Here is a 22,740-nt window from a genome sequence, read left to right as displayed (position 1 = left end):
CCCGAACCGCGACCTGCGCTAGTCAGGCCGGCCCCGTGGATCTTGAGACCGACATGACGCCTGATGCCGCCCCCACGCCTGAAACGACCCTGGGCATCGATTTCGGCACCACCAATACCGTGGTCGCGATGACCCGGGCCGGAGGCACGGTCGCGGTGCTGCGCTTCGCCGCCCCGGGGGGTGAGGTGACCGCCTTCCGCTCCACGCTCAGCTTCCGGATCGAGGAGGCGGGCGAGGGCCCACCGGCGCGGGTGGTCGAGGCGGGCCCGTGGGCGGTGGACTCCTATCTGGAGGATCCGCTCGACACCCGCTTCATCCAATCCTTCAAGACCTTCGCCGCCAGCGCGGCCTTTACCGAAACGGTCATCGACAACCGCCGCTATCGTTTCGAGGACCTGCTGGCCGCTTTCCTGCTGCGGCTGCGCCACCACGGGGGCGCGCAGATGAGCGCCCTGCCGGGACGGGTGATCGTCGGGCGGCCGGTGACCTTCGCCGGCGGCTCGGACGCGGAGCTCGCCCTGCAGCGTTACGAGACCGCCTTTGCCCGTCTGGGGTTCACCGACATCCGCTACGCCTACGAGCCGGTCGGGGCCGCCTTCTTCTTCGCCCGGACCCTGACGGCCCCCGCCAACGTCCTCGTCGCCGACTTCGGGGGCGGCACCAGCGACTTCTCGATCGTCCGCTTCGAACCCTCGCCGTCAGGCCTGCGGTCGACAGCCCTGGCGCGCTCGGGCGTGGGCGTGGCCGGGGATGCCTTCGACTTCCGCATCATCGACGCCCTGGTGTCGCCGGAGCTCGGCAAGGGCGGCGCCTATCGCAGTCTCGACAAGCTCCTCCCCATCCCCCAGCGCTACTATGCCGCCTTCGCGCGGTGGGACCAGTTGGCCCTGCTGCGGGCGTCGCGCGACATGAAGGACATCCGGGACATCGCCCGGCACGCGCTCGAGCCCGAAAAGCTGGTCCGGCTGATCGAGATCCTTGACGACAACCACGGCTATGCCCTCTACCAGGCGGTCACGCGTCTCAAGGTCGACCTGTCGACCGCTGAATCGACGACCTTTGTATTCGCCGCAGGGTCCGTTCGAATCGAGCGCCGCGTCGCCCGCTCGGAACTCGAGCAGTGGATCGCCCCCGAACTGGCCGCCATCGAGGGTGCGGTCGAAGAGGCGATCAAGGCGTCCGGTCTCGCGGCGGATCAGATCGATCGGGTGTTTCTGACGGGAGGCTCATCGTTCGTGCCGGCCGTGCGCGCGATTTTCACGCGGCGGTTCGCGTCGTCGCGAATCGAATCAGGGGGTGAGTTCGAGTCCATCGCCTCGGGACTGGCGCTCATCGGACGCGAAGCCGATCTCGATCTATGGAGCGAACGCAGGCCCCAGGGCGAAACCGGGCTGCAAAGGCCTGAGCATGCTGACCCGGGAAGCCACGTCCGCGTCTGATGCGCCTGAAGGGGAGGATCTCTGGTGCTTCGGCCGAAAAGGCCGGTATATCAGCACCTTCAAACGCCGAGTGGCTCCGCGGGTAGAGGCTTTTAGCCGAATCCCACGACTTGTCACCTCTTGTCTCCATGTCCAAAATTCACTCGTAACATCAAAGGGATGTGGAGCGCCGAGCGCTTCAGCGCGCTTCGCGGCGTTTCATCATGGTTTTGTCTGGGTGAGGGTAAGGGTGAGGGTAAGACCGGCCGAATTGAGGTAAAAGTGCCTCGGGATCAGGAGCCACTCGAACCGCTCTTACCCTCATCAAAATTGGGCGGTTTGCTCTGGCGTCGGGAGCCATCTCACCCCTAATCCATGGCTTACCCTCACCGCTTACCCTCAGTTCGCCCGCTTCCCTTTTCTGTTCAGGGGCTTGCGGCAACGGCTGACTGGGTTTCGAGACGGATGAGCGGTCTCCAGGTCCGGACTGTCGCCCGTCATCAGCGACCTCGAAATCGTGATGCCGGGCCATGACAGTGCAGGCCTTCGCAGGGCTGTGCGGCGATGGCGCGGCCTGTCGCGGGGACCTTGGCGGGCATCCCGGACCTTCGGTAGAATCTGGATCCGGGTTTGATTTGCGTGAGGCGCGCATGGCCAAGGTGTCCAGGAAACTGACGGATCGCGGCGTTCGCGGGGCCCTGGCCGAGGGACGCCATGCGGACGGCGACGGTCTGTATCTCGTCGTCGCGGCCTCGGGCGCCCGCAGCTGGATTTTCCGCTACATGTATCAGGGGCGGCGCCGGGACATGGGCCTCGGGTCGCTTTCGGACATCTCGCTCGTTGAAGCCCGCGACGCCTGCGACGCAGCCCGCCGGTCGATCAGGTCCGGCGTCGATCCGCTCCAGGCGCGGCCCGCAGCATCAACCGCCACGGCATCTCGATCCCGTCCAGTGCGAACGGCGTCGGCGCAGGGCGCGCCGGCGCCGACGGCGCGCACATCCGGCGAGCCGACGCTGCTGGAGTGCTGGACGGACTATGTGACCGCGCAGGAGGGCGGCTGGCGCGGACGCAAGACGAAGGCCGGCTGGATGCGGTCGATCAACCGGCACGCAGCGCCGATCAAGGACCGACCCGTCCGGTCGATCGACGTCGATGCCGTCATGAGCGTGGTCGAGCCGTTGTGGCTGACCAAGGCCGAGTCGGCCGGCAAGCTGCGCGAGCGGATCGAACGGGTGCTCGACTACGCCCGCGTCCGGGGCCACCGCGACGGGGCGAACCCGGCGGTGTGGAAGGGCAATCTCTTCTATCTCCTGCCGCCGCGCCCCAGGCTCCAGCGGGGCCATATGCCGTCCATGCCCTATGAGGACATCCCCGGCTTCATGGCGCGGCTGGCCAGGAGCGGAGGGATGTCGGCGCGGGCCCTGGAGTTCACGGTCCTGACCGTGGCGCGAGAGACGATGACCCTGGAGGCGACCTGGGGCGAGATGGGCGTCGACCTGTGGGTCCTGGGCGCGGCCCGGATGAAGGAGCGTCCGTTCCGTCAGCCTCTGTCCAGCGGGGCCCTGGCGGTTCTGGACGCCCTGCGCCCCGAGAGGCCGCGACCGAACGACCTGGTCTTTCCGGGCCAGAAGGGCGGCGTCATGTCGAACATGGCCATGGACATGCTGCTGAGGGATCTGGCTCCCGGCTATACGCCGCATGGGATGCGGTCTTCCTTTCGGGACTGGGCCGGCGACGAGACGGAGTTCGCCAAGGAGGTCATCGAGGAATGCATGGCCCACGCTGTCGGCGACGAAACGGAGCGGGCCTACCGTCGCCGTGACGCGCTCAGGAAACGGCGGGACGTCCTGCAGGCCTGGTCCGACTACTGCCTGTCCGAGGTGCGGGTTCCGGAGGCGACGGCGGCGGCCGCGTGATGCGCACGCCCGTCAGCGCCCATTTACCGGGCGGAAGGTCGGGTGGTTCAGGCCGCCCTGGTCGCTTCGGGTGCGGACAGGGCCGCGAACCGGGCGCGGGCCTGGGTCTCGTCGTAGAGGACTTCGGTCTGCCGGGGCGGGGCGAGCAGGTAGAACTGTGTGACCGGGAAGGGGTCCGACCGGTCGCGCCGCCACAGCGCCAGGCCGTCCGCAGCGTCGAGGCGGCTCCATTTTCCCGGTTCATTGGGGTGATCGAGCTTCATCCAGAAAAGGTATCGCCGGGGACGCAGACTTTCCAGCACCGGAGTGTCCGGCCAGGACGGAAAACCGGGTATTGATGCCCGGATGATCTGGAATGGTCTATGGGTCGATCACATGGATTGGATATGAGCCATGTATCGAGCAGAATCTTGACATCGCGGTGGAATGAGGCAATATGATCGATGTATCGGACCTATCCTTCCGATATGAACGATGGGTCGATCAATGCCAGCCTCGAAGAAGCGAAGCTACGCCCGCTACACCCTGTCCGCCGTCAGCCTGCTGGGGCGGATGGTCGAGCTGGAGCGCAAGTCCCGGCGGATGACGGCCAAGGACCTGGCCGAGCGCCTCGGCGTATCCCGCGGCACAGTGCAGCGGCTGGAGGCGGGCGATCCCAAGGTCGAGCTCGGCCTGGCCTTCGAGGCCTGCGCCCTGATGGGCGTCCGCCTGTTCGACGAGGACCCCGCGAGCCTGACCGCCCGTCTGGACGAGGCGGGCAAGCGTCTCGCCCTGCTGCCCAAATACGCCCGGCCTCTGAACGCGGTCGTCGACGATGACTTCTGAACCGATCCCGACGCCGCGCGAGGCCTTCGTCTGGGTCTGGCTGCCCGGCGGCACGGAGCCGGTCGTGGCCGGCCGCCTCGTGGCGGAGGGCGGCGAGATCGCCTTCGTCTACGGACGCTCGTACCGCGCCCTGCCGGGCGCGATACCCCTCTACCTGCCCGAACTGCCGCTGCGGGCGGGCCTCATCCGGCCGCTGAACGGCCTGCCCATCGCCAGCGCCATACGCGACGCCGCGCCGGACGCCTGGGGGCGCCGCGTCATCCTCAACCGCGCCTTCGGGCTGAAGGGGCCGGCGCTCGACGGCGTCGAACTCGACGAACTGAGCTTCCTGCTTCAATCCGGATCTGACCGGGTGGGCGCGCTCGATTTCCAGACCTCTGCGACAGACTATGTCCCCCGCGGCGGCGCCCACGCCTCGCTGGCTGATCTCCTGGCCTCGGCCGAGAAGGTGGAGAAGAACCTGCCGCTCAGCCCCGAGCTCGACCAGGCGCTTCACCACGGCAGCTCCATCGGCGGCGCGCGGCCCAAGGCCCTGATCAGCGACGGGCCGGCGAAATATGTCGCCAAGTTCTCCAGCGGCAACGACACCTACAGCGTCGTGAAGGCCGAATACATCGCCATGCGGCTGGCGGCTCTCGCGGGGCTGAACGTCGCGCCGGTCCGGCTGGCGCGCGCCTCCGGCAAGGACGTCCTGCTGGTCGAACGCTTCGACCGGGAGGCGGACGGGGCGGGATGGCGTCGCAGGGCCATGGTCTCGGCCCTGACGATGCTGGGTCTGGACGAGATGCAGGCCCGGTACGCCAGCTATCAGGATCTTGCCGAGATCGTCCGTTTCCGCTTCACCCGGGCGCCGGAGACCCTGCGCGAGCTGTTCGCCCGCATCTGCTTCAACATCCTGGTCGGCAATCTGGACGACCACGCCCGCAACCACGCCGCCTTCTGGGATGGCGAGCACCTGACCCTGACGCCCGCCTACGACATCTGTCCGCAGGGGCGGGCGGGGGAGGAGGCCAGCCAGGCCATGCTGATCGTGGACCAGAACCGCGCGAGCCAGATTGCGACCTGTCTGGTAGCGGCGCCCCACTTCCAGCTGGACGGGCCGTCGGCGGTCGGCATCGTGGAGCGACAGATCCGGGCCATCGGCGACCACTGGACCGCGATCTGCGACGAGGCCGCGCTCGGGGAGGTCGACCGGACCCTGTTCTGGGGCCGCCAGTTTCTCAATCCCTACGCCTTCTACGGGCTGGAGGGCGGACCGGGCGAGGCGCTCGCGGCGCTCGCGGGCGATTATCGGCGCGACGTCGCCTGATCCTGGAAGCCCGATCCTGGAGGAATGGGCAGGTTATTCGCAGCTTGCGGCATGGGAGGCGGCGCGGGGCCCGGCGATAAGGCGACGTCGCGACGCTCGGCAGCGTGAGTACGTCGGGCAAGCAAGAGGCGCGGGCGCGCCGGCGCCCCTTGCTTGCCCGGCGCCGGGAGGCCGCCGTTAAGTCTGGCGGCCTGATGACGTCCGGACGCGCTCTCCCCAACTCGCCAGGCGCGGCGCGGTTTAGGAACCACGGAAGGACAGGCGGCATGAGACGGGTTTCATTCAAGAGCAGGACCCTCGACATCGCCGGGGCCCTCCATCTGCCGCCGGACTTCGATGAGACGCGGACCTGGCCCGCGCTGGTCCTGACCACCCCGGGCAGCAGCGTGAAGGAGCAGATCGGCGCCATCTACGGCGAGCGGATGGCCGCGCGCGGCTTCGTCGCCCTGGCCTTCGACCCCTCCTACCAGGGCGAGAGCGGGGGCGAGCCCCGTCATCTCGAGGACCCCTCCTCGCGGATCGAGGATATCCACTGCGCCGTCGACTTTCTGATGACCCTGTCCTTCATCGACGAGGCGCGGGTGGGACTGCTCGGAATCTGCGCCGGCGGCGGGTACGGGATCGCCGCGGCGGTCACGGAACATCGCTTCAGGGCGATCGGAACCGTGGTCGCCAGCAATATCGGCTCGGCCTTCCGCGGAATGCAGCCCGATGGCGACGTCGTCGGGACCCTGAGGGCCGTCGGAGCCCAACGCACGGCCGAGGCGCGGGGCGCGCCGGCCAAGGAAGACCCCTGGATTCCGGACAGTCTGGCGGAGGCCCACGCCCAGGGCGTCACCGACCCGGACCTTCTGGAGGCGGTCTGGTTCTATCGAGAGTCGCTATACCGCCATCCGAACTCGACCAACCGGTTGCTGTTCAGGAGCAACGGCTATCTCCTCGGCTTCGACGCCTTCCACCTCGTGCCGGACCTCCTTACCCAGCCGCTCCAGATCATCGTCGCCGGACGCCGCAGCGCGACCGGCCAGTACGAGAACGGCCAGACGCTGTTCGACCGGTCGCCCAGCAGAGACAAGGATTTCTTCGTCGTCGAGGGCGCCGGCCACTACGACATGTATTTCAAGCCGGAATATGTGGATCAGGCGATCGAGAGGCTCACCCCCTTCTTCGTGACACGCCTCGGCGCCTGAACGGTCGTGCGCCTGGATGGAGATGGGTGCGGCGGCTTCCGCCTCGCAGCATGGCGGCACGGTCGTGTGGGTTAAGGCCGCGCCCTATTCCGTCGGCGCAGCCGAAAGCGTCGAGGCAAGCGATGCGCTTTTAGTTTTATCAAACCCAAGCGGTGGCAGGGCCCGCGCTTGGACAGCATTGCGTTTGTCGTTCAGACGCACAGAGTCGACCTGACCGAAATCGCCGACAAGCCGTCGGCTCGAGGCAGCGCCGAGCTCCATCGTCTGCAATCCCGAAGCGCGCCCGTCCGACCCGGACGGCTTCGGCCTCGCGCTCCAGTTCGGCGGAGCCTCCGGGGCGGGGTTCATGAGTTTTCCGGAACGCCGCCAGGCAATGAAGGAGATGGCGTCGACCGGATCCTTCGTGGGGCCGGAATACCATAGCCCGGACGGGAAGAAGGTCTGGACCCTCAATGCCGTCTGGGAGCACGTGTTCGGTCGCAAACTTCTGTACCCGCGGCCCCGGTATGCAGCCCCCATCATCGCCGACCCGGAGAACTTCAACTGGATTCCCGTGAGGGGCGCCAAGGGTGTTGAACGCAAGTTCCTGGGTTCCTTTTCGGAGAGGGGTGTCTGGATTGAATTCCTGATGCTTGAATCGGGGGCGACTTGGGTGTCGACCGACGAGCGGGCGACACGCCTCTTCCTGGTTCTGGAAGGCGAGGGTCATGTCGTCGAGCGTGATGGGTCAGATCAGCGGATCGAACGGTTCACGGGCATTCAGGTCAACCCCGGCGAGACCTTCAGCGTCACGGCCTCCGCGAAGACGGAAATCTTCCACATCGGGCTGCCGCCCGTGGAACTGCCGGCGGCGGCGTCCGAAAACTTCGACGAGGAAGAGATATTCCTCGGAGACGATGCAGACGAAGGAGTTGAGATCGCCGCTTAAAGGCGGGGCGGCGATGGCCAAGGATCTCGTTCTTCCGCACGGGCTCGGCGCAACACGCGCTGTCTGGGAGCCGGCCGCGTCGTAGTTGCCGCCTCACGACGACAGTGCCGTCAGCCGCAACTCCGTGAACCTGAAAAAAGTCTTCGCCAGATCGAGCCCGACGACAGCGATGGTCTGCATGATACCGCTCCTAGACGTGACGTCCCTGATGACGACACCCCAGAGAAGCTGGTCAGGTGGAGGTCGTCCACACCATCACGTCACCTTCCGCCCGCCGATTTCGAGGATATCGCTCGTGATCCGATCAGCCGGCAGCTCGACGCCGGGCGTCCCGGGGGCGACGGTCAGGTTGACAGTTCTGTTTCCGCCCTCGTGCGTGGCGCTTTCAAAAAGCGCCGGACGACGGGGCCTTCCGGGCCGCAGCCCAAGCGGAGCAGGGCGTCGGAATTTTCTCGATCGGCCACTGTCCGACGCGAATTGTGACGTACGTAGTCAGCCCAGGTCGGGACGCGATAGGATTCGATCCAGCGCGAGCTATCGCCGAGATCTTGCCAAAGGCCCCAATCCTTTGCGCCGTCTCGAACCCGGATCCGTCGCCGCTCCGCCATAGCGCCAATAAAGCCGGGTACGTTGTCCTCGGCCACCGCATATTCGAGCTCAACCATCACCGGGCCTTCATCCGGCCCGATGTTTTTGGTCAGCGTCGGGGTGCGCCAGCGATCAAGCGGATCAACGCGTAAATCCTCGAACCGAGGCAAGGGCAGAAACAGCCCCACGATGGCCGTCACGGCCTGACCCGCGCCGGCGACGAACAGGGCGGCGGATACGCCGTTGTGCTGAGCGATCCATCCAAAGAGGGCGCTGCCGACGGCCATGCCGGCGAAGGTCGCGGTTTGGTAGGTTGCGAGAGACCGGGCCGTGACCCAGGCCGGCGCCGATAGCTGCACGGTCGTATTATAGGTCGAATGAACAAGGACCCATCCGCCCCCGCAAAGGGCCGCCCCGATCCCGGCGAGGAGGGCAACGGGAGCCCAACCCAGCACGAAAAGCCCCGCCGCAAGGCAGGCGACGGCGAAGAACACGATCTGGTCCGGTGCGACCCAGCTGCGGAGTCGTCCTCCCACCCATGCGCTGACAATGGCTCCGCTTCCGAAGGCCGCCAACAGCAGGCCGTAGGTCAATGCGCTGCCGTTCATCTTCTGGCGCGCCACGACCGGGAGGAGGGCGAAGACGGCGCTGGCGGTCAGGCCGGATAGACCGCCTCGCACCACGGCGTTGCGGATGTGGGGCGCCAGCGCGGCGTAGCGAATGCCTGCGATCATGGCTGGGATTATGCGCTCGCGCGGGGTGGTTCGGACCGTGCGGCTCGGAGACCAGCGCAACAGGGCGACAATGAAGAACAGGAAGCTGATCGCGTTGATGACAAAGGCGGAGGCCACACCGGCGACGGTGACGATGGCGCCGCCCAATGCGGGCCCTGTGGTGCGCGCGAGGTTGATGCTCATGCTGTTGAGCGCCACGGCGCGGCTGATCATCTCGCGCGGCAGGATGTCTCTGACCGACGCCTGCCAGCAGGGATTATTGACCGAAGAAAAGCTCGAAATGATGAAAACCAGCGTCAGCAGCGACCAGGGCGCGATCAGGTCGAACATCGTCAGGACAGCCAGCAGCCCCGCCGTCGTCAGCATCGCGAACTGGGAGACGAGCATGATCAGCCGACGGTCATAGTTGTCAGCCAGAGCTCCTCCGAACAGGATGAACAGCACCGTGGGCAGGGCGATCGCGGTCTGGACCAGGGCGATGATCTGAGGCGAATGCGTCAGGCTGGCCATCAACCAGGACGCGCCGACCACCTGGACCTGACCGCCAAAGTTCGACGCTACGTTGGCGGACCACAGTTCGCGGAACTGACGATAGCCGAGCGGGGACTGCGGCCCGATCTGCGCGTCAAGGTGTTCCGCGGCGTGCGTCAATTCAGAGCTGCTGTCGTCTCGTCGAACAGTTCGTCCACGCTGAGCCGGCGTGGAATGATCTTCTGCTCGTAGGACCACTGGATGGCCAGTTCCAGTCCCTTGCGGTTGGCCTCCAGCCCCATCGGCGGGAAGGGGTCCGGCAGGCCGCCCTCGGTCAGATCGCGGCTCTCGCCAATCATCCGGTAGATTTCACGAACCACGTCCGGCCGCTTCCTGGCGATATCCTCGTGGACGACGAACAGATGATTGATCGGCACGACCTGTTCACGGGCGTACCAGGCCTTGGCCGCCTCGAACGGATCGGGGACCAGCCGCTGGACTCTGGGATCCTTGGGCAGATCGACCCCCTGAAGCGTCGCGGCGAGTTCGCCGTCGAGCATCATCTGGCCGATGTCCGACCCCTTGGGCAGGCGCACGCAGTTTGGGGGATCTGTATACTCCTCCAGATGTCCGTCTCCGACGGTCATCCAGGTCACCTTGTCGAGGTCGACGCCGCACTCGTGCTGAAGAACCCCGCGCACCCATAGACCCGTTGTCTGGGCGTAGGTGCGCACGCCGACCTGCTTGCCCTCGATGTCCTTCGGATCTAGCCAGCCCAGCTCCTTGTTGAAGCCGGCGCAGTGATGCTGGAAGCGGCCCGAGATCGGCGCCGGCAGGGCGATATAGGGCTTTCCGTAGCATTTGGCCTGAAGGTAGGTGACGATCGCCAACTCGCCCGCGTCATACATGTTGCGCCGGACCATGTCCTTGAAGCCGTTGTGAGCCTGCTCGGGGCCTTGGAAGTCAAGGCGGACGATATCGGAGGTCACGCGACCGTCCTTGATCGCCAGGGTCTGCGGATAGTCGGCCAGATTGGTGCGCAGCGTCAGCACGTCATCGGCGAGATCGCTCATGGTCATCGGCTCCCGTTCCCTGTCTCAGAGTTTGACTTCGATCAGCACTGGCCCGGCCTCGCGGGTGGAGTTGATCATGGCCTGGGTGAAGTCCTCGGCGTTGGTGACGCTGGTCGCGGGGACGCCCATGCTCTTGGCCATCGCGACCCAGTCGATGGTCGGATTGTCGATGTCGATCATCGACAGCGCGCGTGGACCGGGCGCCGAGCCCGCGCCCATGTTCGAATACTCCGCCTTCAGGATCGCATAGGTGTTGTTGGCGAAGATGATGGTGGTGACGGGCAGACCTTCCCGGGCCTGGGTCCAAAGCGACTGGATCGTGTACATGGCCGACCCGTCGCCGACCATGCAGAAGGTCCGCCGGTCGGGACAGGCCAGGGCCGCGCCCGTGGCCACCGGCGTACCATAGCCGATCGAGCCGCCCATGTTCTGGACCGTATCGTGCGGCCGGGCGCCGGCGGTTAGCCCCATGGATTCGCGTCCCGTGGTCAGGGACTCGTCGACGAGGATGCAATTCTCGGGCATGGCGTGGCTGAGCGCGTGGGCGATGCTGGTCGGGTTCAGCGCGCCTTGGGGCATGGGCGTGTCGGAATACGCCTGCAGCGCCGGTTCGGCCTTGGATGCGCTCAACGCCTCGACCAGCATCTCAAGGCCCAGGATGCTGTCTTCGTCCCTGGCGATCAGTTCGTGGACCTGACACCCTGCGGGCTTGAGCAGGCTGGGCTTGTCGGGATAGGCGAAGAAGGCGATCGGCTCGCCCGTCTCGACCGTCACGATATGTTTGAACGCGCTGAGGAACTGAAGCGCCTGCGGGACGGCATAGGGAATCCGCTCCAGCGGCGTCCGGCCCGCGCCGCGCTCGATCCGAACGCTGAAGAACTGGGTCGCGATGCGGCAGCCCGTCGAGGCCGCGATGCGCCCAGCGAGTTCCAACGAAGCCCCGCGCATGGACTTGCCGGCAAAGATGATCAGCGTCGGCTCGCCCGACTTGAGCACCTTGGCGATGTGGTCGACCTGTGCGGCGTCGGGAGCCCGGCGGACCGGCTCGGGCTTCTCCAGCTTGGGCAGATCGCCGGCGTCTCCCCAACTCGCATCGCCCGGCAGGATCAGGGCGGAGATCAGGCCGGGATGTTCGCTGGCTTTCTGCACCGCGGCAGCGGCGTCACGGGCAATGGACTGGGGGCCATCGGTCGTCCTGATCCAGTGGCACAAGGGGCGCGCCAGACCCTGAATATCGGACGTCAGAGGGGCGTCGTACTTGAGATGGCGCGTGGAGTGTTCGCCGATGACGTTGACCATGCCGATGCCGGCCCGCCTGGCGTTGTGGATATTGGCCAGGCCGTTGGCGAGCCCCGGGCCCAGGTGCAGAAGGGTCGAAGCCGGCTTGTCCTTCATCCGGGCCCAGCCGTCGGCTGCCCCTGTCGCCACGCCTTCGAAGAGGCACAGCACGCTGCGGATTCTCGGGTTCTCGAGCGCCGCCAGGAAATGCATTTCCGACGTGCCCGGATTGGCGAAGCAGACCTCGACCCCTTGGTCGGCCAGGGTCTCGACGAGGGTTTCGGCGCCGTTCATCAGTAGCTCGCCCCTTCGCGCGCCTGACCGACGACGCCGTAGGATTTCTGGGGCGCCACCATCAGATAGCGATAGCCCTCCTCCACCAGACGGTCGTGGTTCTTGGCGTTGGTGTGAGGATTGCCGACCTGAACGCCGTGGCGAACACAGGTCTCGGCGATCTTCTTCATCGCATCGCGAACATCGGGATGATCGTACTGCCGCGGAAAGCCCATTTCCTGGCTGAGGTCGCCTTCGCCGATCAGGCAGAACCCGATGCCCGGAACCTCCTTCAGGATTTCATCGAGATTCTCGACGCCCTTGACGCTTTCGATCATCAGGCCGACGAGCAGTTCGCCCTGTGGCGCCAAGGGCCAGACGTCGGCCTTTTCGTAGTACTCCGCCGTCGACAGGCCCCAGTAGCGCGCCGCCGTCGTCGGCGCGTCGCCCCGCACGCCACGCGGCTCGTAGAGCGGCGCATTTTTCGGCCGCCCGTAACGGCAGGACGCCACGGCATTGTAAGCTTGCGCCACGTCGTTGATGTGCGGCCAGACGATGCCGTAGACGCCGCGGTCCAGGGCCTGTTTTGCGTAGGCCTGGTTCATCTCGACGCCATTGGCCGGGATCCGCACGATCGGGGTGACGGCGGGGGCCAGGGTCTCGGCGCTGTGAACCTGTTTGCGGTTGAGGAGGTACTGGAGCGAATCCTGCAGCGCCGCCATGTCCCACGGATTGTGCTCCATCTCGAACATCAAAGCGTCGTAGGGCGACTCCGACAGGTCGATCGCCGACTGCTTGTCCGCCTTGGCGAAGCAGGAATAGGCGACCTTGCCCGCTTCCCAGGCCCGGATGACGCCGTTCAGACGGGTGCCGCTCATTGGTCTCTCTTTTCGTTCTCGGTCGGGAAGACCTGATGCCGGACGCCGGGATCTGGGACCGCGATCATGGCTGGGCGATCAGGCGCGGGTACAGGGTCGCCGCGGTCCGCTGAAAAATCCATTCGCGGTCGTCGTCCGACAGCGAGACGAGCCGCGCCTGCGCTGTCGCCAGGATATCGGACAAGGCGCCGGGGGAGGTCGGGAAGTTCGAGCCCCAGGCCATGCGACTGGCGCCGAACGCTTCGACCAGTTTCGGAAACAGGGTTTCTGGCGTCGCGGAGCCGCTGACGCTGTCGCCCATGATCCGGGGAGTCAGCTTCAGATAGATCGAAGGAACGTCCACCAGATCGAACAGGCCCTGGGCCTTCGCGTACGGCGGGCCATCGGTGACGTCGGGTCGCCCGAGGTGATCCAGGATGATCGGCACGTCCGGAAACCGTTCGGCCAATGCCCGGACGGCCGCGAGACCCACCGGGCCTGTCTGGATGCACATGGTCAGACCCAGTTCGCCGCACAGGTCCCAGGCTGGATAGGCGCGCGGATCATCGAGTTCGCTAGGATCGAAATCCTTCGTCGATCCCCCGGTGAAAAGGCGCAGGCCGCCCAGACCGCGGTCCACCCAGCCGCGAATGGCGTCCACCGCGTCGGGTTGCAGCACGTCGACCGACCCGACTGCCAGCAGACGCCCCGGATAGCGGTTGCAGGCGTCCACGACATAGCTGTTGTCGAAGCCATAGGTGGTCGACGAATGAACCACGGCCGCCCGATCCACGCCGGCCTTGTCCATCTCCGCGATCAGCACCTCGACCGGGCATGGCCGCTCCTGTGACCAGTCCGAGCGCTTTCCGAAGAGGGGCGCCGGCGGATAGCGGACCTCGTCGTCGGAAATGACGTGCGGATGAATGTCGATGATGCGCGAGGGCATGGTTTCAATGTTTCCTTTCGGAGGCCGACTGGCCTCCGCTTCACAGCGGGTTGGCGGATCGCCGTTCAGAGGCCCTTGGCTTTCAGCAGGGCGTCGAGGCGCGGATAGACCCGCCGCGCATTGCCCTCGTAGATGTTGAACCGGTCCTCGTCGGTCAGGCTGACGCAGGCATCGACGTAGCGTTTGGTGTCATCGAAATAGTGGCCCGTGTTGGGGTCCTTGCCCCGCACCGCGCCGATCATTTCCGAGCCGAACAGCACGTTCTTCGACGGAATGACCTTCGTCAGCAGATCGACGCCCGGGTGGTGGTAGACGCAGCTGTCGAAGAACATGTTGTCCAGCAGGCCTTCGAGCGGCCGGTTGGCCATCTCCAGCGACATGCCGCGATAGCGACCCCAGTGGTAGGGCACCGCGCCGCCGCCATGCGGAATGACCAGACGCAGGGTCGGGAAATCCTTGAACAGGTCGCTCTGCAGTATCTGCATGAAGACCGAGGTGTCGGCGTTCAGATAGTGGGCGCCGGTGCCGTGGAAATTCGGATTGCAGGAAGCCGCCACATGGACCATGGCCGGCACGTCGAGGTCGCAAAGCGCCTCGTACAGCGGATACCACTCGCGATCCGTCATCGGCTGGCCGGTCCAGTAGCCGCCCGTCGGATCCGGGTTCACATTGGCGCCGACGAAGCCCATTTCCTCGACGCAGCGACGCAGTTCGGGGATCGAGTTGGCGGGCGGCGCGCCGGGAGACTGCGGCAGCTGACAGACCGGTACGAAATTGTCCGGGTACATGTCGGCCACCCGGCGCACGAGGTTGTTCGACACCTCGGCCCATTCCAGGCTCGTGCGCTCATTGCCCAGATGATGGCTCATCAAGCCGGCGATCGGTGAGAACAGCGTGAGGTCCGATCCCCGCTCCTGCTGGAGCTTGAGCTGACCGTTGCCGACACCCTCGCGGATCTCATCATCCGTGACATGCGCCTCGGCGACCGGAGGCGAGTTGGCCGGATCGTTGGCGGCGTCCACCTGACGCTGGCGCCATTCCCGGAATGACTTGGGAACGGTGGTGAAATGGCCGTGGCAATCGATGATCATTGGACTATCCTCACGCGGTACGCGGATCGACGAACAGTTCGTCCATGGTCATGCGTCGCGGCGTCAGGCCCTGGGCGAAGGCGGTCTGCTCCAGCGCCTCGATGGTCGCGCGGTTCTCCTCCACGCCATAGGGCAGCGGGTCGGGTCCCACGATGTCCATCAGCTTGACGTATTTGAGTTCCGTCTTGTCCTGCGGACCGTTGACGCGAACGCGTTCCAGCCATTCGTTCTTGGCGCGGTCGAACGCGTCGTAGAGCGACTTCGCCACCCACGGATGCTCGGCGAGGACCGAGTCCTTGACCACGATGGTGCCATGCATCGGGTAGACCCCGGTGCGCCGGTAATAGTCGGCCTCGAGTTCCGCCGCATTCGGCAAGAGGTCGGGATAGTCGGCCTCGACCTCCTGCCATCCGCTGGTCGGATTGCCCGTACGGCCGATGCCGGCCGCGCCCGCCACTCCGGCGGAAAGCTCTCCCGACGCCATCATCTCGGCCAGCGAGGATCCTTCGGGGGCGTGGATGACGTTCCCGGGCAGTTGAAGCTGGGTGACATGCTCTTCGTCGTCCACGACCCAGGTGACCTTGGACGCATCCAGGCCGCAGTCGTCCATCAGGGCCTGGCGCAACCAGACGCCGGTCGTGACCGAATAGGCGCGAACGCCGACCTTCTTCCCCTCGAGGTCCTTGGGCGTCTTGATGCCGGCGTCGGGCCGCACCAGCAAACCGCTGTGATGGAAGCGACGGACGACGAAGATCGGCAGGGCCACGAACGGCGCTCCATAGGCCCGGGCGATGATGTAGGTCGTCGGTGCGATTTCGCAGACGTCGAATTCCACATCGCGCACCATGCGGCGGAAGGCGCCGATCTGCGGCTTGATTGTCAGGATCTCCGCTTCGACGCCCTCAATGGGGATTTCACCGCTGCGGATCGCTGATGTGTGCGGGTGTTCCGCGATCGCGAGTGTCAACTTAACCTTGTTCGGCACTGTGAGCCTCCCCTATTTTATTTCGTCTGACTGAAGCGAACGGCGACGACGCTCGCAATCGAGGCGGTCGTAAACCTGCCGCCCGCGAACCAAATCTTATGACGCGGCGCGGACCGAGAAGGACTGAAGCGGGCGCCGATCCACGGTGATCAGCTCGCATGGACATTCTCGTCATCCTGAACTTGTCGCCGGACCATATGAATGAAGTCGCGATGGATCTGGGTTGGCAGCCACCCCTTCCGCGTCGTGATGCCGACAGCCGGTCGTCCCGGAACCGACGGGAACCGAATATCGGTCAGAGCGTGCGACTCGTGGCGGAGCTCGTACGTCGTCATCAGGGTGAGGCGATCGCTGTCGGCCATGAGCTGCCTGATGATCGACAGGGTGGAGATCGCGAGGGGAGCCTTGGGCAGGGCGTGGCGGGCGAAGAGCGTGTCGAAGCAGGCTCTCCGACTGGACCCTTCCAAGCCTATGATCCAGTCATAGGACGCCAGTTCCTCCAGACCGACCTCGGCTCGACCTGTCAGCGGATGTCCTTTCCGGCCTACAATCCTGAACTGGGTGTGCGCGAACGCCATGTTGTCGAGATCGCTGTTCTCCGTTTCCTGGATGATGCCGACGACCAGATCCACATCGCCGAAGCGGAGGCGATGCATCATCTCGTTCGCGCCTTCCGTGACGATCCGAACGAGGGTTTTCCCGTACCGCTGTGTGAACTCATCGAGGACCGAAGCCAGCAGCATCGATCCTCCGTAAGGGAGGGTCCCCAGAATGATTTCACCGGATTCCACGCCGCGCGCTTCGTCGAGCTCCCGCAGACCCATTTCGATCTCTTGCCCGGCGAGTTTGAGCCTGCGCCCCAACTCATTGGCCTCGGGCGTGACGTCGACGCCCGTCGCCCTGCGGTGAAAAAGACGCGTGCCCGGCGCCAACGGCCAGGCCCTGACGGCCGACGAGGGCGAAGGACCTGCCTAGAGCGGCACGAGATGTCGAAGCGCCGGCCGCGCCCAATCCGGAATGGGCGGTGCGAGCGTGATCTTGCCGTTCGTCAGATCGCAGAAGGGGCGCAGCAGGGCGGGGGCCCCGTGGGTGTTGTCGAACAGAACCGCGAGGTCCGCCTGGTCGAGAGCCTGCGGAAGCAGATCGAGCGTTCTGACGTAGCGCTGACGGATCCGATCCTCGGGCACGTCATGCCCGCCCAGTCGCACGCGCTGGGCGACCCGCGCGACGTTCAGGGACGGCGACTCGGTGGCAACGAAATACAGCGCCGTCCGGAACCCCAGGGCCCGGGCCTCGCGAAGGACCTCGAACTTGGACGGATGGGACATCACCGTTTCGAACGAGAAGCTTCTGCGCTCGCGAACGCAGGTCTGCCGTTCGGCGGCTGCGATGCCCTGAGCCGCCCTGACGCGGTCCTCGTAGGAGCCGCTCAGGGCCTTGGCGATCTCGTCGGGATTGATGTAGTGGCCCAGATCGACGCCGTCAGCCCGCAACTGGGTGGTGAGGGTGGTCTTTCCCGAACCGTTCGGGCCGGCGATCATCAGGACGAAGGGCGGATCAGAGGCCAAGCCGGCGTCGCACTTCGATCTGAACAGCCTCGGCGGCGAAAAGCGGCGTCACCGTGCCCACGCCCCGCGGCTTCGACTCTGGGATGAGCGATGCTTCGGATTTGCGACCTGAGGTCGCCGGCGAATAGGCGACGCGTGCGTGCTCGACGCAGTAGACGCCCTCGGCGGCCCGCCGGCCGCAGAAGGTGAACTCCGCCGACGACGGATCGCCGATGGGCCATTTGCACATGTGGGCGCCGAGCGTCAGGACGGTCGCCGTTCCATCCGCACGGACCCGCGCCAGGGCATGCCGGCCCGAGGGTCGTTCGCTGGACAGGCCAAGGCGGCGCACCTCTCCAATCACCTTGTTACGGGTCACGCCCCCAAGCCGCATCGCGATCTGGGTCGCGCTGAGGCCGTCGAGCCACAACTTCTTCAGGAGGTCCCGGCGCGCCTCGTCCCAGGGCGGGGGCGTGACCGGCTCGGCCTCGAAAGCCGCCAGCGGGACGTCGGCCCGCTTCGCCTCGTCGGCGGCCGCGCGGGCGGCCTTGACGCCCGCCTCGACGAGGTCCTCGAAACTAAGATCAAACGGCGTGCGGCCCATGTCGGAAATATAGCGGCAACGTGGGCCGACCGATAGGTCGCCGTTCCGAGGCGCGGTGTCGGCTCCTCCCTGGGGTCCGGCCCTTCCGACAAAAGATTCGTTTCCGGTCCCGCGAGGCCCCTGAACAGGCGTGAAAAGCCTTGGTGGCGCTATCGCGCCAATGTCTGGGTGAGGGTAAGACTGAGGGTAAAGCCACCTGGGCAAGAAAAAAGGCGTTGCAAAACAACGCCTTTTGATCCCGAGTGGCTCCGCGGGTAGGATTCGAACCTACGACCAGCCGATTAACAGTCGGCTGCTCTACCACTGAGCTACCGCGGAACAGAGGCTCGGGAGGCGGGCCTATAGCAGCGGCCGTGACGGCGGCGCAACGGGAAATGTCGACCATGGACCTCAGGGCGATCGAAGATCCGGCGGATCACCGGATCGCGGCCTATCGCGATATCCGCGAACGCGACCTGACGGGCCGCGAGGGCCTGTTCATCGCCGAGGGGGAGGTCGTGCTGCGGACCCTGCTGTCGTCGGCCTCCCTGTGCCGCCCGCGCTCCCTGCTGATCGCGGCGAACCGCATCGAGGCGCTGCGGCCGATGCTGGAGACGGTGCCGGCCGGCGTTCCGATCTATGCCGCGGCGCAACCGGTGCTGGACCGGATCGCCGGCTTTCCGCTGCACCGGGGCATTCTGGCCCTGGGCGAGAAGCCGGTGCCGCAGACGGTGGAGCGCCTGCTGGACGGCCTACCGGACCAGGCCGTGGTCCTGGCGGCGTCGGAGATCGGCAATCACGACAACATCGGCGGCCTGTTCCGCAACGCCGCGGCCTTCGGCGCCGCCGCCGTCCTGACCGATGACCGGTGCGGCGACCCCTTTTACCGCAAGTCGATCCGCGTCTCGGTGGGGGCGGTGCTGCGGGTGCCTTCGGCTGCCGCCGTGTCGCTGGTGGCCCTGGTGACGGCGCTGGAGTCGGCGCGGTTCGAGGTCATCGCCCTGTCGCCCGGGGCGACCGAGCCGCTGACGGGCTTGCGGCCGGGGGGGCGGCGGGCGCTGCTGCTGGGGTCCGAAGGTCCCGGTCTGCCGGCCCCCGTCCTGGCCCGCACTCGGGCGGTGGGGATCCCCATGGCCGGGGGCTTCGATTCGCTGAATGTCGCGGTGACCAGCGCCCTGGCCCTGCACCAACTCACCGCCGACCGACCGGAAGCTTGACCGTTACCAAAAATTCAAGCGGTTAACGCTTCGTCCACCTTGATGAACGGCGTGATCTGTGGCGCTGTGTGGGTCCGGGGGAGGGGACGCCATGGCCGGTATTCTGCAGTTCGTGAGCCGCAATCTTCGCCTCGCCGTGGCGGGCGCGATCGTCGCCGGCTGCGTCGGCGCGGCCGGGGCAATCGGCTGGATCACCGCGCCCATCTGAAACCCCGGGGTCGATGCCATCCCTAAGGATCGCGATGGAGGCCTGACCGGGAATCGAACCCGGGTGCAAGGATTTGCAGTCCTCTGCGTCACCACTCCGCCATCAGGCCGTAGGGCTTTTTGAAAGGCCCCCAGATCGCGAGGGGCGGTTGCTATCAGATCGATCCGGCGCCTGCAATGATTGTCCCGTGCGGCGCGCGGACCTATAACGCGGCACACATCCGGCGCGGCCGGAGCCAGGGACGATCGAACGATGGATTTCGCTGCCGCACGCAAGGTCATGGTCGATTCCCAGGTACGGGTGAACGACGTCACCGACCGGGGCCTTCAGGCGGCTTTGCTGGGGGTCGTGCGCGAGCGCTTCTGCGCCGCAGACCGCGCCTTCGCCTGCTACGGCGAGGTCGAGGTCGAGATCGCCGGGGATCGCCGCCTGATGCAGGCGCGCGAGGTCGCCAAACTGCTCCAGGCCCTGGACGCCCGGCCGGGCCAGACGGCCCTGGCCATCGCCGCGCCCTACGCCGCCGCCGTGCTGGCCGCCCTGGGCCTGACGGTCACGGCTCAGGAGAGCGATGCCGCCGTGGCGGACGTGGTGCGCCCGGCCCTGGAAGAGGCCGGCGTGACGCTGGAGCTCGCCCCCCTGACCCAGCCCACCGGGGCCGACTGGGACGTGATCATCAGCGAGGGCGCCGTGGCGGTGCGGCCGACGGCCTGGCTGGAACGGCTGCGGATCGGCGGTCGTCTGGCGGTCGTCGAGCGCAGCGGACCGAACGGTCGGGCCGTCCTGTATGTGCGGGGCCAGGAAGGTTTCTCTCGGCGCGAACTGTTCGACGCCGCCCCTCCGGTCCTGGCGGAAATGACACCCGCCCCCGCATTCGCGCTTTGACTCGCGGCGAACGCGGATAGGCTCGGGCGTGCGGGTGAAAAAAACTTAACTGGCGTCAGGGACGGGACGCCCTCACTACCCCGTTCCAGAGGATACTGCTCCGTTCGCGGCGCCATCAGGATATGACCATGTTCAAACGCTCCAGCGCGCTCGCCACCGTCGCCCGGATTTCGCTGGTCACCGCCGTCACGGCCGGTCTGGCCGGACCGTCCTGGGCCGAAACGCTGCAGGAAGCGATCGCCCTGGCCTATCGCACCAACCCGACCCTGCAGCAGCAGCGCGCCAACCAGCGGGTTCTGGACGAGGTCGTGCCGCAGGCCCGTGCCGGGCTGCGGCCGGAAGTGAGCATTTCAGGCTCGGCCAGCTACAGCCGCATCGACGGGCCCGGTTCGGCCGCGCTTGACACCAATGGCGACGGCGTCATCGACTTCGCCGGCACTTCGGGCGTGACGGAAAGCGATTCGGGCGGGGCCAGCATCGACCTGTCCCAGACCCTGTACACCGGCGGGCGGATCGCCCACGGCATCGACGCCGCGACGGCCGACGTGCTCAGCGGCCGGCAATCGCTGCGGTCGATCGAGCAACAGGTGCTGGCCTCAGTGATCCAGGCCTATGTCGACGTGCAGCGCGACGTCGAGATCCTGCGTATCCGCGAGGCCAATGTCGCGGTCCTGCGCCGCCAGCTGGACGAGTCCAACGCCCGGTTCGAGGTCGGCGAGATCACCCGCACGGACGTGTCCCAGGCCGAGGCCCGCCTGGCCCAGTCCGACGCCGACCTGGCCGGGGCCCGCGCCCAGCTGTCCGTGTCACGCGCCGCCTATGCCGCCGTCGTCGGCCAGGCCCCCGCCAATCTGGAAGCGCCGCCCGTCCTGCCGGGCCTTCCCAACGATTTCGAAGTGGCGCTGGACATCGGCCTGGCCGAGAACCCGGGCATCGTCGCCGCCGAATACGACCTGCGGGCCGCAGAGGCGCGCCATGCCCAGGCCAAGTCGGCCTTCTTCCCCACCGCGCGGGCCACGGCCTCCTATGGCGGGTCAGGCGATCTGACCGACTTCGATCTGGCCGACCGGCGCAGTTTCCAGGCGGGCGCGTCGATCTCGTTTCCGCTGTTCACCGGCGGGTTGAACCGGTCGCGCGAGGTCCAGGCCCTGGAACAGGCCAACGCCGCCCAGATCGAGATCGAGCGCCAGCGCCGCGCCGTGCTGCAGGACGTTTCCAGCGCCTATGCCCAGGTCCTCTCCACGGCCTCGCAGCTGACCGCCGGTCAGTCCGGCGTGGCCGCCGCCACCGTCGCGGCCGAGGGCGTCCGTCAGGAGCAGCAGGTCGGTCTGCGCACCACGCTGGACGTGCTGAACGGCGAGCTGGAGCTGCGCAACGCCGAGATCAATCTGGCGAGCGCGCGCCGCAACCAGTATGTGGCCCAGGCCCAGCTGCTGGCCGCCATGGGCCGCCTGAGCGGACGGACGCTGGACCCGACGCTGGAGCTTTACGATCCGGCCGTGAACGGCGACCGGGTGCGGTCGCGCGGGGCCCTGCCCTGGGACGGGATCATCGAGACCCTGGACCGGATCGCCGCCCCGCCGGTGAGCCCCGCGACCGATACCGAGGACGCCCCGATCGACACCCAGCTGAAGTCCGAAATCGTTTCCACCGCGCCGTCCGGGGCCCTTTAACCAAGACTCGGAAAAGCCCCGTTGATTCCCCGGGGCGTTGATGCGACGAACTAGGCGGGCCTGGCACACCCCGGCTCCCCCGTTCCCGCCCGCGTCCGCAGGTTCTTCGAAGGCCAGACCATGACCGACACGACCGCTCAAGAACCGACGATGGAAGAGATCCTGGCGTCCATCCGCCGGATCATCTCCGAGGACGACGCTCCCGCCGCCGAGGCCGCGCCCGCAGCGCCCGAGCCGGCTGCCCCCGTGGCGACCCCGCCAGCGCCGGCCCCCGCCGCGCCCGCGGCCCCGGCCATGGAACTTATGCCGTCCGACCCGTCGGACCCGGAGCCGGTCGAGGACGAAGAGATCCTGGACCTGACCGACCGGTACGAGGCTCCGGCCAGCGAGACCATCGGCGACCTGGATGTCGCCACCGCCGAGCCCGAGCCCTTCCCCGCGCCTCTTTCGGAGCCCGATCCCGTGAGCCACGACCCCGCCCCGTCCGAATCCTCAGTGGACTATGACGCCCTGGTCAGCGACGCGACCTCGGCCAGTGCCGCCTCCGCCTTCGCCGGTCTGGCCGCCAGCTTCCGTCCGCAGGAGCCGATCCCGACAGGCGGCACCGGTCCGACCATCGACGACCTGGCCCGCGCCCTGCTGCGCCCGATGCTGAAGGAGTGGCTCGACGCGAACCTGCCGGGCATCGTCGAGACGGCGGTCAAGAAGGAAGTCGAACGGATTTCCCGCTCCGCCTAGCCCTTCGCGC

At 66.8% G+C, this 22,740-nt stretch carries 20 protein-coding genes, 2 tRNA genes and 1 pseudogene; 10 read left to right on the top strand and 13 right to left on the bottom strand.

What is annotated here, in order from left to right:
• The first annotated feature begins 53 nt into the window (after positions 1-53).
• Together BZG35_RS10665 and BZG35_RS10660 are read left to right on the top strand one after the other, a co-directional pair.
• Entirely contained in the window at positions 54-1,439 is a 1,386-nt protein-coding gene (locus BZG35_RS10665) for an Hsp70 family protein (protein ID WP_077358052.1), read from the top strand.
• Between the two features lie 629 nt (positions 1,440-2,068).
• Positions 2,069-3,334 (top strand): integrase arm-type DNA-binding domain-containing protein, encoded by a 1,266-nt coding sequence (locus BZG35_RS10660; protein ID WP_171981936.1) that lies wholly within the window; start codon positions 2,069-2,071, stop codon positions 3,332-3,334.
• Positions 3,335-3,381: 47 nt separating this feature from the next.
• Here the strand turns inward: BZG35_RS10660 and BZG35_RS10655 are convergent, their stop codons facing one another.
• Positions 3,382-3,597, bottom strand: coding sequence for a hypothetical protein (locus BZG35_RS10655; protein WP_077355628.1), 216 nt, complete (start codon positions 3,595-3,597; stop codon positions 3,382-3,384).
• Between the two features lie 223 nt (positions 3,598-3,820).
• Here BZG35_RS10655 and BZG35_RS10650 point away from each other — a divergent pair, with 223 nt between their 5' ends.
• The 4 genes from BZG35_RS10650 (at position 3,821) to BZG35_RS10635 (ending at position 7,586) form a co-directional block, all read left to right on the top strand.
• Positions 3,821-4,159, top strand: coding sequence for a helix-turn-helix transcriptional regulator (locus tag BZG35_RS10650; RefSeq protein WP_171981935.1), 339 nt, complete (start codon positions 3,821-3,823; stop codon positions 4,157-4,159).
• Positions 4,149-5,468 carry a type II toxin-antitoxin system HipA family toxin gene (locus tag BZG35_RS10645; RefSeq protein WP_077355626.1) on the top strand — a complete coding sequence of 440 codons (1,320 nt, stop codon included), beginning with the start codon at positions 4,149-4,151 and terminating at the stop codon, positions 5,466-5,468. Before BZG35_RS10650 ends, BZG35_RS10645 begins: the two co-directional genes overlap by 11 nt.
• A gap of 266 nt (positions 5,469-5,734) precedes the next feature.
• Entirely contained in the window at positions 5,735-6,658 is a 924-nt protein-coding gene (locus BZG35_RS10640; RefSeq protein WP_077355625.1) for an alpha/beta hydrolase, read from the top strand.
• 346 nt (positions 6,659-7,004) lie between these two features.
• Positions 7,005-7,586 (top strand): hypothetical protein, encoded by a 582-nt coding sequence (locus BZG35_RS10635; protein WP_150126007.1) that lies wholly within the window; start codon positions 7,005-7,007, stop codon positions 7,584-7,586.
• 344 nt (positions 7,587-7,930) lie between these two features.
• On the opposite strand, the gene BZG35_RS10630 is transcribed toward BZG35_RS10635, so the two are convergent.
• From BZG35_RS10630 to BZG35_RS10580, 11 genes and pseudogenes are all read right to left on the bottom strand, one after another.
• The gene (locus tag BZG35_RS10630) at positions 7,931-9,559 is read right to left on the bottom strand and encodes an MFS transporter (RefSeq protein WP_171981934.1); all 1,629 of its coding nucleotides are present in this window, start codon (positions 9,557-9,559) and stop codon (positions 7,931-7,933) included.
• Positions 9,556-10,452: a phosphate ABC transporter substrate-binding protein gene (locus BZG35_RS10625; protein WP_077358050.1), complete on the bottom strand. Its 897-nt coding sequence runs from the start codon at positions 10,450-10,452 to the stop codon at positions 9,556-9,558. The genes BZG35_RS10630 and BZG35_RS10625 overlap by 4 nt, the downstream gene beginning before the upstream one ends.
• A gap of 24 nt (positions 10,453-10,476) precedes the next feature.
• Positions 10,477-12,024 (bottom strand): acetolactate synthase large subunit, encoded by a 1,548-nt coding sequence (locus BZG35_RS10620; RefSeq protein WP_077355622.1) that lies wholly within the window; start codon positions 12,022-12,024, stop codon positions 10,477-10,479.
• A complete protein-coding gene (locus BZG35_RS10615; RefSeq protein ID WP_077355621.1) occupies positions 12,024-12,881 on the bottom strand; it encodes an HpcH/HpaI aldolase/citrate lyase family protein in 858 nt (285 codons plus the stop codon). Before BZG35_RS10615 ends, BZG35_RS10620 begins: the two co-directional genes overlap by 1 nt.
• Positions 12,882-12,945: 64 nt before the next feature.
• Entirely contained in the window at positions 12,946-13,806 is an 861-nt protein-coding gene (locus tag BZG35_RS10610) for an amidohydrolase (protein ID WP_077355620.1), read from the bottom strand.
• Between the two features lie 65 nt (positions 13,807-13,871).
• Positions 13,872-14,897: an amidohydrolase family protein gene (locus tag BZG35_RS10605; RefSeq protein ID WP_077355619.1), complete on the bottom strand. Its 1,026-nt coding sequence runs from the start codon at positions 14,895-14,897 to the stop codon at positions 13,872-13,874.
• Between the two features lie 10 nt (positions 14,898-14,907).
• On the bottom strand, positions 14,908-15,864 hold the full coding sequence (locus BZG35_RS10600; RefSeq protein ID WP_216351843.1) for an ABC transporter substrate-binding protein: 957 nt from the start codon (positions 15,862-15,864) through the stop codon (positions 14,908-14,910).
• A 167-nt stretch (positions 15,865-16,031) separates the two neighbouring features.
• Positions 16,032-16,814, bottom strand: a complete 783-nt coding sequence (locus BZG35_RS10595; protein WP_077355617.1) for a LysR substrate-binding domain-containing protein — start codon at positions 16,812-16,814, stop codon at positions 16,032-16,034.
• Between the two features lie 39 nt (positions 16,815-16,853).
• On the bottom strand, positions 16,854-17,450 hold the full coding sequence (locus BZG35_RS10590) for a zeta toxin family protein (RefSeq protein WP_077355616.1): 597 nt from the start codon (positions 17,448-17,450) through the stop codon (positions 16,854-16,856).
• Positions 17,451-17,514: 64 nt separating this feature from the next.
• Positions 17,515-17,931, bottom strand: a pseudogene (locus BZG35_RS10585) (GcrA family cell cycle regulator); the annotation flags it as partial.
• Between the two features lie 345 nt (positions 17,932-18,276).
• Positions 18,277-18,351, bottom strand: a tRNA-Asn gene (locus BZG35_RS10580).
• 56 nt (positions 18,352-18,407) lie between these two features.
• On the opposite strand from BZG35_RS10580, the gene BZG35_RS10575 reads away from it, so the two are divergent.
• A complete protein-coding gene (locus BZG35_RS10575) occupies positions 18,408-19,229 on the top strand; it encodes a TrmH family RNA methyltransferase (RefSeq protein WP_371454785.1) in 822 nt (273 codons plus the stop codon).
• 243 nt (positions 19,230-19,472) lie between these two features.
• On the opposite strand, the gene BZG35_RS10570 is transcribed toward BZG35_RS10575, so the two are convergent.
• Positions 19,473-19,546, bottom strand: a tRNA-Cys gene (locus BZG35_RS10570).
• A 143-nt stretch (positions 19,547-19,689) separates the two neighbouring features.
• Here BZG35_RS10570 and BZG35_RS10565 point away from each other — a divergent pair.
• The 3 genes from BZG35_RS10565 to BZG35_RS10555 all read left to right on the top strand — a co-directional run bounded on the left by BZG35_RS10565 (position 19,690) and on the right by BZG35_RS10555 (position 22,730).
• Positions 19,690-20,319 (top strand): protein-L-isoaspartate O-methyltransferase, encoded by a 630-nt coding sequence (locus tag BZG35_RS10565; RefSeq protein WP_077355614.1) that lies wholly within the window; start codon positions 19,690-19,692, stop codon positions 20,317-20,319.
• Between the two features lie 128 nt (positions 20,320-20,447).
• Entirely contained in the window at positions 20,448-21,992 is a 1,545-nt protein-coding gene (locus BZG35_RS10560) for a TolC family outer membrane protein (RefSeq protein WP_077358046.1), read from the top strand.
• A 120-nt stretch (positions 21,993-22,112) separates the two neighbouring features.
• Positions 22,113-22,730, top strand: a complete 618-nt coding sequence (locus BZG35_RS10555) for a DUF2497 domain-containing protein (RefSeq protein ID WP_077355613.1) — start codon at positions 22,113-22,115, stop codon at positions 22,728-22,730.
• Positions 22,731-22,740: the final 10 nt, after the last annotated feature.

It is taken from the genome of Brevundimonas sp. LM2 (assembly GCF_002002865.1).
GTDB lineage: Bacteria > Pseudomonadota > Alphaproteobacteria > Caulobacterales > Caulobacteraceae > Brevundimonas.
Note: the sequence above shows the minus strand (reverse complement) of the source record. Positions and strands in the feature narration are given on the sequence as shown.